This window comes from Propionicimonas paludicola, from assembly GCF_002563675.1.
Taxonomy (GTDB): domain Bacteria; phylum Actinomycetota; class Actinomycetes; order Propionibacteriales; family Propionibacteriaceae; genus Propionicimonas; species Propionicimonas paludicola.
On record NZ_PDJC01000001.1, the window covers coordinates 2,283,884 to 2,298,431 of the forward strand.

13 protein-coding genes are annotated in these 14,548 nt (G+C 70.2%); 12 read left to right on the forward strand and 1 reads right to left on the reverse strand.

Translation table 11 applies throughout. The features are described from left to right. Window positions 1-8: 8 nt before the first annotated feature. The 6 genes from ATK74_RS10715 to hutI all read left to right on the forward strand — a co-directional run bounded on the left by ATK74_RS10715 (window position 9) and on the right by hutI (window position 7,149). Window positions 9-440, forward strand: a complete 432-nt coding sequence (locus ATK74_RS10715; RefSeq protein WP_098461019.1) for a DUF3830 family protein — start codon at window positions 9-11, stop codon at window positions 438-440. Next, the gene (hutH, locus tag ATK74_RS10720; protein ID WP_098461020.1) at window positions 437-1,987 is read left to right on the forward strand and encodes a histidine ammonia-lyase; all 1,551 of its coding nucleotides are present in this window, start codon (window positions 437-439) and stop codon (window positions 1,985-1,987) included. The genes ATK74_RS10715 and hutH overlap by 4 nt, the downstream gene beginning before the upstream one ends. Before the next feature lie 102 nt (window positions 1,988-2,089). Continuing rightward, entirely contained in the window at window positions 2,090-3,739 is a 1,650-nt protein-coding gene (gene hutU / locus ATK74_RS10725; RefSeq protein WP_098461021.1) for a urocanate hydratase, read from the forward strand. 1 nt (window position 3,740) lies between these two features. Next, window positions 3,741-4,922 carry an allantoate amidohydrolase gene (locus ATK74_RS10730; RefSeq protein ID WP_098461022.1) on the forward strand — a complete coding sequence of 394 codons (1,182 nt, stop codon included), beginning with the start codon at window positions 3,741-3,743 and terminating at the stop codon, window positions 4,920-4,922. Continuing rightward, on the forward strand, window positions 4,919-6,010 hold the full coding sequence (locus ATK74_RS10735; RefSeq protein WP_098461023.1) for a formimidoylglutamate deiminase: 1,092 nt from the start codon (window positions 4,919-4,921) through the stop codon (window positions 6,008-6,010). Before ATK74_RS10730 ends, ATK74_RS10735 begins: the two co-directional genes overlap by 4 nt. Beyond that, on the forward strand, window positions 6,007-7,149 hold the full coding sequence (hutI, locus tag ATK74_RS10740; protein ID WP_098461024.1) for an imidazolonepropionase: 1,143 nt from the start codon (window positions 6,007-6,009) through the stop codon (window positions 7,147-7,149). The genes ATK74_RS10735 and hutI overlap by 4 nt, the downstream gene beginning before the upstream one ends. A 387-nt stretch (window positions 7,150-7,536) precedes the next feature. Here the strand turns inward: hutI and ATK74_RS10745 are convergent, their stop codons facing one another. Beyond that, a complete protein-coding gene (locus tag ATK74_RS10745) occupies window positions 7,537-8,280 on the reverse strand; it encodes an IclR family transcriptional regulator (protein WP_098461025.1) in 744 nt (247 codons plus the stop codon). A gap of 197 nt (window positions 8,281-8,477) precedes the next feature. On the opposite strand from ATK74_RS10745, the gene ATK74_RS10750 reads away from it, so the two are divergent. The 6 genes from ATK74_RS10750 to ATK74_RS10770 all read left to right on the forward strand — a co-directional run bounded on the left by ATK74_RS10750 (window position 8,478) and on the right by ATK74_RS10770 (window position 14,495). Further along, window positions 8,478-9,017 carry a cucumopine synthase-related protein gene (locus ATK74_RS10750; RefSeq protein WP_098461026.1) on the forward strand — a complete coding sequence of 180 codons (540 nt, stop codon included), beginning with the start codon at window positions 8,478-8,480 and terminating at the stop codon, window positions 9,015-9,017. A 10-nt stretch (window positions 9,018-9,027) separates the two neighbouring features. Further along, a complete protein-coding gene (locus tag ATK74_RS15410) occupies window positions 9,028-9,462 on the forward strand; it encodes a hypothetical protein (RefSeq protein ID WP_169923821.1) in 435 nt (144 codons plus the stop codon). A gap of 79 nt (window positions 9,463-9,541) precedes the next feature. Continuing rightward, window positions 9,542-11,122 carry an ABC transporter substrate-binding protein gene (locus ATK74_RS10755; RefSeq protein WP_169923822.1) on the forward strand — a complete coding sequence of 527 codons (1,581 nt, stop codon included), beginning with the start codon at window positions 9,542-9,544 and terminating at the stop codon, window positions 11,120-11,122. Between the two features lie 27 nt (window positions 11,123-11,149). Then, window positions 11,150-12,097 carry an ABC transporter permease gene (locus tag ATK74_RS10760; RefSeq protein WP_143483637.1) on the forward strand — a complete coding sequence of 316 codons (948 nt, stop codon included), beginning with the start codon at window positions 11,150-11,152 and terminating at the stop codon, window positions 12,095-12,097. Further along, window positions 12,094-12,945, forward strand: a complete 852-nt coding sequence (locus ATK74_RS10765; RefSeq protein WP_098461029.1) for an ABC transporter permease — start codon at window positions 12,094-12,096, stop codon at window positions 12,943-12,945. The genes ATK74_RS10760 and ATK74_RS10765 overlap by 4 nt, the downstream gene beginning before the upstream one ends. Further along, the gene (locus ATK74_RS10770; RefSeq protein ID WP_169923823.1) at window positions 12,942-14,495 is read left to right on the forward strand and encodes an ABC transporter ATP-binding protein; all 1,554 of its coding nucleotides are present in this window, start codon (window positions 12,942-12,944) and stop codon (window positions 14,493-14,495) included. The genes ATK74_RS10765 and ATK74_RS10770 overlap by 4 nt, the downstream gene beginning before the upstream one ends. Window positions 14,496-14,548 lie beyond the last annotated feature (53 nt).

The window sequence follows — 14,548 nt, forward strand, 5'->3', positions numbered from 1 at the left end:
GAACCACAATGCGACTGATCATGTCCGTCGACGGAGTCGACACCTGCACCATCCAGGTCTTCGAGGACAAGGTGCCCGGAATCGCCAAGGCACTGCGCGAGCAGCTGCCGCAGCGCAGCATCCTGCAGCACGGCAAGATCATCGGCGAGATGGTCTTCTGGACCATGCCGATCGTGGCGCCGTGGGAGAACGTCATGCGCACCGAGGAAGTGGGTGCCCTGCGTCGCAAGGAGCTCGGCCACGCCCGCGGCTCGGTGTGCTGGTACAACCCGCGCCAGCAGTTCTGCGTGGTCTACGGGGACGACCTGGCCGACGAGCCGCTGCGGATCAGCTACATCGGCGAGGTCATCGAGGGTGAACTGGAGCTGGCCCTGGCCGGCCACCGCAACTGGCTGCAGCAGGGCCAGGTGGTCGCGCTGCGGGTCGAGGACGCCGCATGAGTCAGACCGTCGATACCGACGTGATGATCGGCGCCGAGCCGCTCAGCCTGGAGGTGGTGGTGGCGGTCGCCCGCCACCACCACCCGGTCGGGCTGGCCGAGCAGGCACTGTCCGAGGTGGACCGGTCGGCGGCAGTGATCGCCGGCCTGGCCGCCGATGAGCGTCCGCACTACGGGGTGAGCACCGGCTTCGGCGCGCTGGCCACCGTGCGGATCCCGCCGGAGCGCCGCGTTCAGCTCCAGGAGTCGCTGGTGCGCAGCCATGCGGCCTCCAGCGGCGATCCGATCGAGGACGAGGTGGTCCGGGCCACTCTGCTGCTGCGGCTGCAGACCCTGGCCACCGGACGCACCGGCGTCCGCCGCCAGACCGTCCAGGCCTATGCCGATCTGCTGAACTCCGGGCTGACTCCGGTGGTCGGCGAGTACGGCAGCCTGGGCTGCTCGGGCGACCTGGCTCCGCTGGCGCACTGCGCACTGGCCCTGATGGGCGAAGGCGAGGTGCGTGCTCCGGACGGGGAGATCCTGCCAGCCGCGGCCGCGCTGGCCCTGGCCGGGCTGACCCCGATCTCCCTGGTGGAGAAGGAGGGCCTGGCCCTGATCAACGGCACCGACGGCATGCTCGGCCAGTTGGCCTTGGCCATCCACGACCTGAACCAGCTGGTCGACCACGCCGACCTGGCCGCAGCCCTAAGCGTCCAGGCCCTGGGCGGCTTGGACGGGGTCTTCGCCGATGACCTGCAGCAGCTGCGTCCCCATCCCGGTCAGGCCGAGTCTGCGGCGAACATCCGCCGGGCGCTGGCCGACTCGCCACTGATCGAGGCCAATCGCCGCGACGGCGCGATCCGCGTCCAGGACGCCTACTCGCTGCGCTGCGCACCGCAGGTGCACGGCGCCGTCCGGGACACCATCGCCCACGCCCGGCTGGTCGCCGAGCGAGAGCTCCGCTCCGCAGTCGACAACCCGGTGGTCACCATCGATGGACGGGTGGAGTCCAACGGCAACTTCCACGGCGCCCCGCTGGGCTACGTGTTGGATTTCCTGGCCATCGCCGTGGCCGACCTGGCCAGCATCAGCGAGCGGCGCACCGACCGGCTGCTCGACCCGGCCCGCAGCCGCGGCCTGTCGCCGTTCCTTGCCGACGACCCCGGCGTCGACTCCGGCCACATGATCGCCCAGTACACCCAGGCCGCCATCGTCAGCGAGCTCAAGCGGCTGGCCACCCCGGCCTCGGTGGACTCGATCCCGACCTCGGCCATGCAGGAGGACCACGTCTCGATGGGCTGGTCGGCTGCCCGCAAGCTGCGCAGAGCCCTGGACGGACTACGCCGGGTGGTGGCCATCGAGATCCTGTCCGCGGCCCGAGCCATCGACCTGCGCGCGCTGCCGGCCTCGGCGGTCAGCCAGGCCGTGATCGACCAGCTGCGCACCCGAGTGCCGGCCCCCGGCCCGGACCGCTACCTGGCACCGGAGATCGCCGATGCCGTGGCCATGGTGGGCAGCGGAGTGTTGCTGGCCGCCGCGCGGGATGCGGCTCCGTCCGCCGCCTGAGCCAACTGTCTCGAATCCGAGACACCAGCAGCCCTGCAGGCGGTAGCCGAGGGCGCGGATCCGTCCTTCAATGGAACCGCTGAGACAATCCGAGGAGAACCGATGACCCACGAGTCCGTCCGCGCCCCCCGCGGCACCACCATCTCGGCCAAATCCTGGCAGACCGAGGCCCCGCTGCGGATGCTGATGAACAACCTCGATCCCGAGGTGGCCGAGCGTCCCGAAGACCTGGTCGTCTACGGCGGCACCGGACGGGCAGCCCGCTCCTGGGCGGCCTTCGACGCCATCGTCGACACCCTGCGCGACCTGGAGGCGGACGAGACCCTGCTGGTCCAGTCCGGCAAGCCGGTCGGGGTGTTCCGCACCCACGAGTGGGCGCCGCGGGTGCTGATCGCCAACTCCAACCTGGTCGGCGACTGGGCCACCTGGGAGCACTTCCGCAAGCTGGAAGCCGAAGGCCTGATGATGTACGGCCAGATGACGGCCGGCTCGTGGATCTACATCGGCACCCAGGGCATCCTGCAGGGCACCTTCGAGACCTTCGGTGCCGTGGCCCGCAAGCGCTTCGGCGGCACCTTGGCCGGAACCCTGACCCTGACCGCCGGCTGTGGCGGGATGGGTGGAGCCCAGCCGCTGGCAGTCACCATGAACGAGGGCGTAGTGCTGATCGTGGACGTGGACGCCACCCGGCTGGCCCGCCGAGTCGAGCACGGCTACCTCGACGAGTACACCGACGACTACGCCTCGGCCGTGGCGAAGGTGACCGCGGCCAAGGCCGAGCGGCGTCCGCTCTCGGTGGGCCTGGTCGGCAATGCCGCCGAGGTTTTCCCCCGGCTGCTGGCCGACGGCGTTGAGATCGACGTGGTCACCGACCAGACCAGTGCCCACGACCCGCTGAGCTACCTGCCGATCGGCATCTCGGTCGAGGAATGGCACCAGGCTGCCGCCGCCGACCCGGTCGGCTTCACCGAGCGGGCCCGCGCATCGATGGCCGCTCACGTCGAGGCCATGGTCGGCTTCCTGGATCGCGGCGCCGAGGTCTTCGACTACGGCAACTCGCTGCGCACCGAGGCCGAGTTGGGCGGCTACGAGCGAGCTTTCGCCTTCCCGGGCTTCGTGCCGGCCTACATTCGTCCGCTGTTCTGCGAGGGCAAGGGCCCGTTCCGCTGGGCCGCGCTGTCCGGCGACCCGGCCGACATCGCCGCCACCGACGAGGCCATCTTGGAGCTGTTCCCGCACGACGAGCAGCTGCGTCGCTGGATCACCCAGGCCTCCGAGAAGGTGCACTTCGAAGGTCTTCCGGCCCGGATCTGCTGGCTCGGCTACGGCGAACGCCACCTGGCCGGACTGAAGTTCAACGAGCTGGTCGCCTCCGGCAAGGTGTCCGCACCGATCGCCATCGGCCGCGACCACCTGGATTCGGGCTCGGTGGCGTCCCCGTACCGGGAGACCGAGGCCATGGCCGACGGATCGGACGCCGTGGCCGACTGGCCGCTGCTGAACGCCCTGCTGAACACCTCCTCGGGCGCCACCTGGGTGTCGATCCATCACGGCGGCGGGGTTGGCATCGGACGCTCGATCCACGCCGGCCAGGTGATCGTGGCCGACGGCACCGAGCTGGCCGCGCAGAAGATCGCCCGGGTGCTCACCAACGACCCGGGCACCGGCGTGATGCGCCACGTCGACGCCGGCTACGAGCGGGCCCGTGAGGTGGCTCGCGAGCGCGGCGTCCGGATCCCGATGGAGAGCTGAGATGGGCGCCAACCAGCTCCTCGCCGAGCTCGAGAGGGTCGGACGCACCCGCGGCGGCGGCTACACCCGGCTGGCCTGGGACGACGCCACCATGACCCTGCGGGAGTGGTTCGCCGGACAGGCGGCCGCGCTCGGCCTGGAGCTCACCGAGGACGGCAACGGCAACCAGACCGCCTGGTGGGGCTGCGGCTCGGACGCGCTGCTAGTCGGCTCACACCTGGATTCGGTGCCCGAAGGCGGACCGCTGGACGGCCCGCTCGGGGTGGCCTCGGCGCTGGCCGCCGTGGCCCGGCTCAAGGCGTCCGGGTGGACGCCGAGTCGTCCGCTGGGCGTGGTGAACTTCAGCGACGAGGAGGGCGGACGCTTCGGCGTGGCCTGCCTGGGCTCGCGGCTGGCCACCGGGGCCATCACCCCCGACGCCGCGCTCGCGCTGCGCGATGCCAGCGGCACCAGCCTGGGCGAGGTGATGCGTGCCCGTGGACGTGACCCGCGGGCTGCCGGACGGTCGGACTGGTTGGGTTCGGTGAGTCAGTACGTCGAGCTGCACGTCGAACAGGGCCGCTGGCTGGCCCCGCACGGAACCGCGGTCGGGGTGGCCTCGGCCATCTGGCCACACGGCCGCTACCGCTTCGAGTTCTGCGGCGAGGGCAACCACGCCGGCGCCACCGCCATGGCCGACCGGCACGATCCGATGCTGGCCTACGCGGCCACGGTGCTGGCCGCCCGCGAGCTGGCCACCAGCTCCGGACAACGGGCAACGCTGGGACGAGTGCTGGTCGAACCGGGCAGCACCAACTCGATCCCGTCCAAGGTGGTGGCCTGGCTGGACGCCCGGGCCGACGCCGAGCCCGCCCTGGAGGCCCTAGTCAACGGGATCGTCCGGCGGGCCAAGGCCGCGGCCGAGTTCGACGGCACTCAGGTGAACTTCCGGGCCGAGTCGACCACCGGCGCCGTCGAGTTCGACCACGCGCTGCGGCATCGGCTGGCCGCCCTCCTGGACGCCCCCGCGCTGCCCACCGGAGCCGGTCATGATGCCGGCATCCTGGCCGCGAAGCTGCCCACGGCCATGCTGTTCGTCCGCAACCCCACCGGCATCTCGCACGCCCCCGAGGAGACCTCGACGCCCGAAGACATCGAGGCCGGCGTGGACGCTCTGACTGCCGTGATCCGGGACCTGGGATGACCAGCGTCCCGGCGTTCGCGAACTGCCACTCGCACGCCTTCCACCGATCGCTGCGGGCCCGGACCGTCGGCGGCGCCGACTTCTGGGGCTGGCGGGACCGGATGTACGCCGTGGCCGGGCTGCTGGACGCCGACCGCTACCACCGGCTGGCCAAGGCCACCTTCGCCGAGATGCGGCTGGCCGGCTACGCCAGCGTCGGCGAGTTCCACTACCTGCACTCCCCCGACCTGGCCGAGGCCGTGATCGAGGCCGCCCGCGCGGTGGGCCTGCGGATCTGCCTGCTGTCCACCCTCTACGAGCGGGCCGGTTTCGCCGATGAGCCGCTGCACCCGGTTCAGCAGCGCTTCGTGCTGCCGCTGGAGGTCTGGCAGAGCCGGGTCACCGGCCTGGCCGCCCGCTATGCCGACGATCCACTGGTGGTGATCGGCACCGCCATCCACTCGGTGCGCGCTGTGGCGCCCGAGCATCTGGCGGCGGCCGCCGCCACCGTGCCGGACGCGCCCCTGCACGTCCATGTCTCCGAGCAGCCGGCCGAGAACGCCGCCTGCCTGGCCGCCACCGGACGCACCCCGGTGGAACTGCTGGCCGAGGCCGGAGTCTGGGGCCCGCGGACCACCGCCGTCCACGCCACTCACCTGACCAGGGGCGATATCGAGATCCTGGGTTCGGCGGGCAGCTACGTGTGCTTCTGCCCGTCCACCGAAGCCGAACTGGCCGACGGCATCGGGCCGTCGGTAGCGCTGCGCGAGGCGGGCGCCCGGATCACCCTGGGCTCGGACTCCAACACCGTGATCGATGGCTTCGCCGAGGCCCGGGCACTGGCCATGCACGAGCGACTGGCCACCGGCTCCCGGGACGGCTGGACCACCGAGCAGCTGTGGCGGGCGGCCAGCGCCGACGGCCACGCCTCGCTGGGATTCTCGGTCTCCGACACCCTCACCCTGCGCCCTTCGGTGCAGACTGCCGGCATGACCGAACCGCTGTGGGCCGCCGGCGCCACCGACGTGCTGCCGCCGCCCGACCTGGATCCGGCCGAGGTGGCCGCCGAGCTGTCCGACGTGATCGACGAGCTGTGGAGCTTGGCGTGAGCACGGCGATCACCGGGATCGGCGAACTGGTCAGCTGGGATCCCGAGCGCCCGGTGCGCAGCGATGCCGCGCTGGTGATCGAGGACGACGTGGTGGCCTGGGTCGGCGATGCTTCCCAGGTTCCCGCGGCCGATGAGGTCATCGACGCGGCCGGTGCCGCCGTCATCCCGGGCTTCGTCGACTCGCACACCCACCTGGTCTTCGCCGGCGATCGCTCGGCCGAGTTCGCGGCCCGGATGGCCGGTGAGCCGTATGTGGCCGGCGGGATCCGGACCACGGTGGCCGCCACCCGGGCTGCCGGAGCCGCCGAACTCACCCGCCTGGCCAGCGCCCGGATGGCCGAACTGCGGGGCCAAGGCACCACCACTGCGGAGATCAAGTCCGGCTACGGCCTGGACGTCGCCACTGAGGAGCTGCTGCTGCAGGTGGCCGGCACCCTGACCGAGGAGACCACCTACCTGGGCGCGCACGTCGTCCCGCCCGAGCTGAGTGCGTCCGAGTACGTCGAACTGGTCACCGGCGAGATGCTCACCCGCTGCGCGCCGCACGCCAAGTGGGTGGACGTGTTCTGCGAGACCGGCGCCTTCGACGCCGACCAGGCCCGCGCCGTCCTCACTGCCGGGATGGCCGCTGGGCTATCCCCGCGGATTCACGCCAACCAGCTCGGGTACGGACCCGGCGTCCAGCTGGCCTGCGAGCTGGGTGCGGCCGCGGCCGACCACTGCACCTACCTGTCCGACGCGGACGTGGCGGCGCTGGCCGAGACCGGCGTGGTGGCCGGGCTGCTGCCCGGCGTGGAGTTCTCCACCCGGCACCCGTACCCGGACGCCCGTCGGCTGCTGGACGCCGGCGTGCGGATCTCGATCGCCACCGACTGCAACCCGGGGACGTCGTACACCTCGTCGATGCCGTTCTGCATCGCGCTGGCCGTCCGCGACATGGGGCTGACCCCGACCGAGGCCTTGCGGGCGGCCACCGAGGGTGGGGCCGTCTCGCTACGCCGCACCGACGTCGGCCATCTGCGTCCGGGCGCCCGGGCCGACCTAGTGATCCTGGACGCGCCCAGCCACGTCCATCTGTCCTACCGGCCCGGCGTCCCGCTGGTCCGCCAGGTGCTCATCGGCGGCCGGGTCGGCTGACCCCGTCCCCTCGCTTCGCTACCGCTCCTGCCGCCTCGCTACCGTTCCACGGGTAGCGAAGCCACCCAACGGGTAGCGAAGCCACCCAACGGGTAGCGAAGCCACCCAACGGGTAGCGAAGCGCGTCCCGCCACACCCGTCCCTCCACACCTGTCCCCTCGCCGCGCTACCACTCCCTCGACGGCGCTACCCGTACCCAGGTAGCACCACGACGAACGGGTAGCGCGGCCACACAGACCAGTAGCACCGTGGACGGACGGGTAGCGCGGGCTCACCAGCGGATGGTGCCCGGACAGACGGCACGGCAGATCACGCCCGAGCTTCAGCGGCAAGGCTGAAGGTCGAGGACAGAGACACCGAGGCGGCTGTGAACGCAATCGTGGCGAGTCAGGCCTGCGCCCGGACCGCGGCGATCGCCTCGGCCGAGGCCCCCAGAGTCGCCGAGAGCTGCGCAGCCTGCACCGTGAGCAGCCGACCGAACCGCTGGAGATCCTCCACCGAGGTCCGGTAGCGGGGTGCGCTGATACTCAAGGCACCCACGATTCGGCAGTAGTGGTCGTAGACCGGGGCAGCGACGGCGTCCACCTCGTTCTCCGGACGGGATGAGATGGCACAACCCTCCGGCCCCAGCCGGCCGTCCAGCGCCATGCCCAGCGCGGTGTCCTGGCGCGGGATCGTCCGCCCGACCCAACCCACGGCCTGCACCAACTGGCCGGGCGCGACCACCTGACGCAGGTAGAGCACCTCATCGGGTCCCAGCGGGATGCCGAGTGAGGCGACCTCCCGGGTCGCGGCGGCCAGCGCCTCCAGGTGCGGGCCGGACGTCTCGTAGAGCGGGTCATCGCGCAACGCCGCGGCCGCGAGTTGCTTGAGCCGGACTCCGGTGCGGTAGCTGCCATCGTCCTCACGCTCGACCAGGCCGTGTTGGGCCAACGTGTCCAGCAGCCGCGATGCGGTGGACGGCGACAGCGACACCGCCCGTCCCAAGCTGCTCAGGCTGGCACCGCGGTCGGCGGCCAGGACGGCGTCCAACAGGCTGAGCGCCCGATCAACAGTGCGGGTCGAACCCGCCTCTCCCGCGGACGCTGCCGCGGGACGACCGACTCGACGATGGGCCGGTTCCTGACTCATGGGTACCTCCGGGGTTGGGCTGCTCGAAGTCTATTTCTCATCCAGTGGCAGCCTGTTTCACGGATGTTACCACCCAGTGAAAGGTAATCACACCAAATGAAAAATCGGCCATTTCGGCCCTATGGTCGAGACGCGAGCAGATGCCGCAACGACAGGCCCGGCGATCAGTCGGGCAGCGAGAGAAAGGCACGGTTTCCGTGGTTGCACAAGCAGAGATCCGACGGGAGGTCGGGACGGTCGCGGAGGTGATCGCTGAGATCAACCGCGCCCGGGATGCCATCTGGGAGGTACCGCCGCAGGAGGTGCTGGACCTGTGCTCAGGAGTGGTCCCGCGGGGCACCGGCGCCAAGAACAACTACCTGTCGACGATGATCTTCGCCGAGAACGAACTGCGGACGCTGACCGACGAGATCCTCTGGTTCGCCTGGGTCACCGCCACCCGCAACTCGGACGCCGACCTGGCCACCCTGGTCTCCTACATGGACGAGATGGGCCAGTACAAGGCCAACATGAACGACTACGTCGGCCTACCCGAGGCCGGCGAGGTGATGAAGCTCTACGTGGGCGGCATCCGCAAGGCGGCCAGTCTGGCCGAGTTCGCCGATCTCACCGAGTCGGTGATGACCTACATGAACCGCGTGCACGGCTGGGTGGACATCGGCTTCCCGTGGGGCCTGGTCAACGGCTTCAAGCGAATCAATCCCCTGCGCCGGATCTCCGACGCCCAGCAGGCCTGAGGAGGGCACCATGCGCATCAAGTTCAACCTGGGCGGCGAGGACGTCGCGGTCATCGAGATCTGGGAGGACAAGGTCCCCCAGCTGGCCAAGAAGATCGCCGACGCATTGCCGTTCGCGACCTACCTGCAGCACGGCAAGCTGACCGGCGATCTGCTGCTGATGCAGACCAAGATCCTGGCCGACTGGGAGAACATCTTCTATCCCGAGGATCTGGCTGCCGAAGTGGCCGCCAAGGGCACCGAGATCCGCGGCGCCGTCTCCTATTACGGTCCCCGCCAGCAGATCTCGATCATGTACGGCAATGACATCCCACCCGAGCCGCTGCCGGTATCGGCCATCGGCTGGGTGGTCGAGGGCGCCGAGAAGCTCGACGCGATCGGTACCCAGGCCTGGCTGGAGCCGGGCACCAGGATCTGGCTCAGTCTCGAAGAGGCCTCCGCCTAGAGCCACCCAAGGGCGTCGGCCGTCGCCCCCGGCTGCGCTCCCGCACCTTCGCAATCCGCATCAAGCGAAAGAGATGATCATGGAAACCGCTTCCGCCAAGGGTGGGCTCGAGTCCGGGGCGTCCCGCGCGCGTCCGGTCCGCCTGCTCAGCCGACTGACCGTGTTCGCCGCTACAGCCGCCCTCTTCACCGCCTGCTCAGCCGGACCGGCCGCCACCGAATCCTCCTCCCCGGCTGCGCCCACGGTCCTGCGCGTCGGCGTCGTCTCACTCAGCGACGCCGACGCACTCGACCCGGCCAAGGCCACCACCACCGGCGGCTACATCCTGTCCCGCCAGCTCTTCGACACCCTCACCGAGTACGGCCCGGACGGCGCCTGGAAGCCTCAGCTGGCCGCCTCGGTGACCCCCGGCACCACCGCCGATAAGTGGACGGTCACCCTGAACGCCGCGAAGTGGAGCGATGGCAAGCCGGTCACCGCGGCCGACGTGGTGGCCACCGTGAAGCGCTGGTTCGCCAAGAAGCTCCCGCCGGCCGGCTCGCTGCCCTTCATCGATCCGGCCAAGGTCACGGCCACCGACGACAAGACTGTCGAGTTCAGCCTGAAGTACCCCACGGTCACCTTCCCCGAGGCGCTGACCAGCCCGACCATGGCGATCGTCCCGGCCGACTTCGACCCGGCAAAGCCGATCGGCTCGGGGCCGTTCGTCCTGGCCAGCAACGACCCGGGCGTGCAACTGGCCTTCACAGCCAACACCGGCTACTTCGGCGGCGCGCCGGGGGCCAGTGAGCTGGAGGTGAAGAGCTTCCCGGACTCGGCAGCAGCCGCGTCCGCGCTCACCGCGGGCCAGATCGACGTCGACGCCAGCCTCGACCCGTCCCTGGTCGACACGGTGAAGACCGCTCCCGGCTTCCAGATCTTCGACTACGCCACCAGCGGGTCGCTGACCTGGGTGATGAACACCAAGAAGAAGCCCTTCGACGACCCGGTGGTTCGGCAGGCGCTTCGGCTGGCCGTCGACCGGCAGCAGCTGATCGATCAGGTCTACAACGGCTTCGGCAAGCTCGGCAACGACGTCTTCAATCCCTTCGACCCGATGTACAACTCCACTCTGGCCCAGCGGACCTATGACCCGGAGGGCGCCAAGAAGCTCCTCACCGATGCCGGCTACACCCTGCCGGTGAAGGTGGAGCTGGTCGGCACCAACAACCAGCCCACCAGCGAGCGCCAGAACCAGGCGCTGGTGCAGCAGGCCAAGGCCGCCGGCTTCGCGATCGACTACAAGTTCGTCGACAGCGCCACCTTCTATGGGGACGCCTACGGCACCTACCCGCTCTCGCTGAGCTACTGGGGCTTCCTGGGCATCTTCGACCAGGCCGCGTTCACGATCACCAAGACCGCGCCGTACAACTCCTCGCACTGGACCAACGCCGAGTTCGACAAGCTGTACAGCCAGGCCATCACGACCGTCGACGACACCAAGCGCAAGGAGTTGGTCGCCGGGATGCAGAAGATCGAGTACGACAGCGGCGCCTACATCGTCCCGCTGTTCTTGAGCACCGTGGTCGGTCTCTCCGACAAGGTGACCGGAGCCCAGGCCTATCCGAACTCGGACGGCGCCTTCGGCTACAACTTCCGAATCCTCGGACTCAAGGGCTGACTCGAGCCGATGTCAGGATCTGCACAGGTGAGTACCCGTCTGGTGATCAGACGGGTACTCACCGGCGTGGCCATGCTGATCACCGTCTCGGTGCTCGTCTTCGCCGCCACCCAAGCCCTGCCCGGTGACATCGCTCGGACGATCCTGGGCCAGAATGCCACCGCCGAGCAGCTGGCCCGGCTGCGCGGCGAACTCGGCCTCGACCTGCCGGTCTGGCAGCAGTACCTGCATTGGGTGGGTGGGCTGCTCTCCGGCGACCTGGGCACCTCGCTGGCGTCAGGGACGCCGGTGGCCGAACTGCTCCGGGTGCGAGTGCTGAACTCGGCGACCGTGGTGCTGATCGCCTTGGTGATCACCCTGCCGCTGGGCTTGCTGCTCGGTCTGGCCGCCGCCCGCCGCGGCCCTCTGGATGTCGGCATCTCGGCCGCCGTGCAGACGATCCTCTCGCTGCCGGAGTTCGTGGTCGGCATCGTCCTGGTGGTCCTGTTCGGTGGCGGCCTGCTGCGCTGGCTGCCACCCACCTCACCGCTCGACCCACGCCAGCTGGCCTGGAACCAGCCGCGGCTGCTGATCCTGCCGATCGCGACCATGGTGCTGATCGCACTGCCGCATCTCGTCGAGGCCACCAAGACTCTCCTGCGCGAGGAGTTGGCCACTGACTACGTCCGATGGGCCCGGCTGAGTGGGCTGGGGGACGTCCGGCTGCTGACCGGCTACGCGCTGCCGAATGTGCTCGGCCCGGTGGCCCAGGTGGCCGGAGTGACCGTGAACTATCTGCTCGGCGGTGTCGTGGCCGTGGAATCCGTGTTCGCCTTCCCGGGCATCGGCTCGGAGCTGGTGGCCGCGGTGGGCGCCCGCGACATCGTGGTCGTCCAGGTGATCGCGATCGGGATCGCCACCGTGTTGCTGATCACCTTCTTGATCGCTGACCTGATCGGCCTGCTCACCAATCCGAAGCTGCGGAGGTCCCGATGAGCGTGCATGCCCAGCACTCGAAGACGTCCGGTTCGGTGTGGCATTTCCTGCGCCGGGACCCGCGGTTCTGGGCCGGTGCGGTGGCTGTGGCCATCGTGGTGGTCATCGCCGTCGCAGGGCCGCTGCTGGCCCCGCACGATCCGGCCGCCTTCGTCGGCAAGCTCTACCTGCGACCGAGCGCCACCAGTTGGCTGGGCACCGATGTGCTCGGTCGGGACGTGCTGAGCCGACTGCTGGTCGGCGGACGACTGTTCCTGATCCAAGGCCTGACCGCAGCCACCTTGGGTGTGCTGGCCGGGGTCGTCCTCGGCATCCTGCTCGGGGTGACCAGGGGCACGACCGCCGCCGTCCTGCTGTTCTGCAGCGACTCGGTGATGGTGATCCCGCAGATCCTGCTGGTGCTGCTGATCCTGGCCGCTTTCGGCAGTGCGCCGCTGACTCTGACCGTCGCTGTGGCTCTGGCCCAGGTGGCCTACACCGCCCGGGTGATCTTCGCGGCCACCGGGAGAGTCACCACCGAGGACTACTACCGGGCGGCGCGCGCGGTCGGGATGGGCACCGGATCGCTGGTGCTGCGCGAAGTGCTGCCGAATGTGGCCCCGGCCGTCCTGGTCGAGTACGGCGTTCGGCTGTCGATCAGCTTCGTCGCCCTGGCCTCGCTGAGCTACCTCGGCTTCGGCAGCGGCGATGTGGACTGGGGAGCGATGATCCACGAGAACCAGGGCGGGATCGCCCTCCAGCCATGGGCGGTGGTGGCACCGGTCCTGGTGCTGGCCGCCTTCCTGCTCGGCATGAACCTGCTGCGCGACGGCCTGGCCCGCGCCCTGGCCGCGAGGTCGGCCCGATGACCGCCCAGGTACACGGACTGAGCATCGGCGTCGGCGGCGGCGGGCCACTGATCGTGGCCGACCTGGAGCTAGAGCTGGCCGCCGGCGAGGTGGTCGGAGTGGCCGGTGAGACCGGCAGTGGCAAGACGACCCTCGGACTGGCCCTGCTCGGTCATCTGGGGCCGGGCCTGCAGCGGCGCGCCGGACAAGTGGTCTCCGCCGGGCTGGAGCTGCTCGGCCCGTCCGCCGTGTCCGGAACCCAGCTGCGCAGCGCCCGAGGACGCACCATCGCCTACGTCCCGCAGGATCCGGCCGGGGCACTGGCCCCGCATCTGCGGCTGGAGTCCGCCTTCGCTGAGTTGCACCGCGCTCACCGGATGGAGTTCTCGCCGCAGCGGCGGGCCGAGCTGTTCGAACGGGTCGGGCTGCCCAGCGACGACGCCTTTGCCCGGCGCTACCCGCACGAGCTCAGCGGTGGCCAGCAGCAACGAGTGGCGATCGCTCTGGCCTTCTGCCTGAAGCCGGCGCTGGTCGTGATGGACGAGCCGACGACCGGCCTGGACGTCACCACCAAGCTGCTGATCGCCGACTTGGCGCGCGAGCTGGCCGCCGCCGAGCAAGCTGCCGTGGTCTTCATCAGCCATGACCTACCGCTACTGTTCCGGGTCGCCCAGCGACTCGTGGTGATGCACGAGGGACGAGTGGTCGAGACCGGCACTCCCACAGCGATCCTTGAGCATGCCGAGCACCCCTACACTCAGCGGCTGCTAGCCGCCTGGCGACTGGGTGGCAGCCCCGCCCCCGCAGCGGACGGCACCCGGCAGGTCCTGAGCGTGCGCGGGCTGTCGGCCGGGTACGGGGACGTCCAGATCCTGCACGAGGTGGATCTCAGCCTCGGCGTGGGCGAATGCCTGGCCGTTGTCGGCGAGTCCGGCAGCGGCAAGACCACCACGGCCCGGGCCATCAGCGGCCTGCACGCTGAGCACAGCGGACGGATCCTGCTCTACGGCGAGCCGCTGGCCGCCGAGGTGGGCCGGCGTGACCGGGCCCAGCGCCGGGCGATCCAGTACGTCTTCCAGAACCCGTGGGGATCGCTGAACCCGCGGCGCCGGGTAGGCGCGTCGGTGGCGATCACTGCCCAGTACCTGCGCGGGCTGAGCCGGGCGGCGGCCGAGGAACTGGCCGTGCAAACCCTGCTCGACGTCGGACTCCGCGCCGATCATGCCCAGGCGATGCCCCAGCATCTCAGCGGTGGCCAGCGGCAGCGGGCCGCGCTGGCGCGCGCCCTGGCGGCGGGGCCCGAGGTGCTGGTCTGCGACGAGGTGACCAGCTCGCTGGACGCGTCCGTCCAGGCCGACATCGTGGCCCTGCTGAAGCGGGTTCAGGCCGAACGGGGGCTGAGCATGGTGTTCATCACCCACGACCTGGCCCTGGCCGGCGAGCTGGCTCACCGGGTGGCGGTACTGAAGGACGGACGGCTGCTCGAGACCGGCCCCACCGCCGAGGTGCTCGCCCACCCGAAAGACCCCTACACCGCCGAGCTGGTCCGGGCGGCCCGACTGGCCAGCTGACCCCGTCCACTCCGCTTCGCTACCGTTCCTGCCGCCTCGCTACCGCTCCTGCC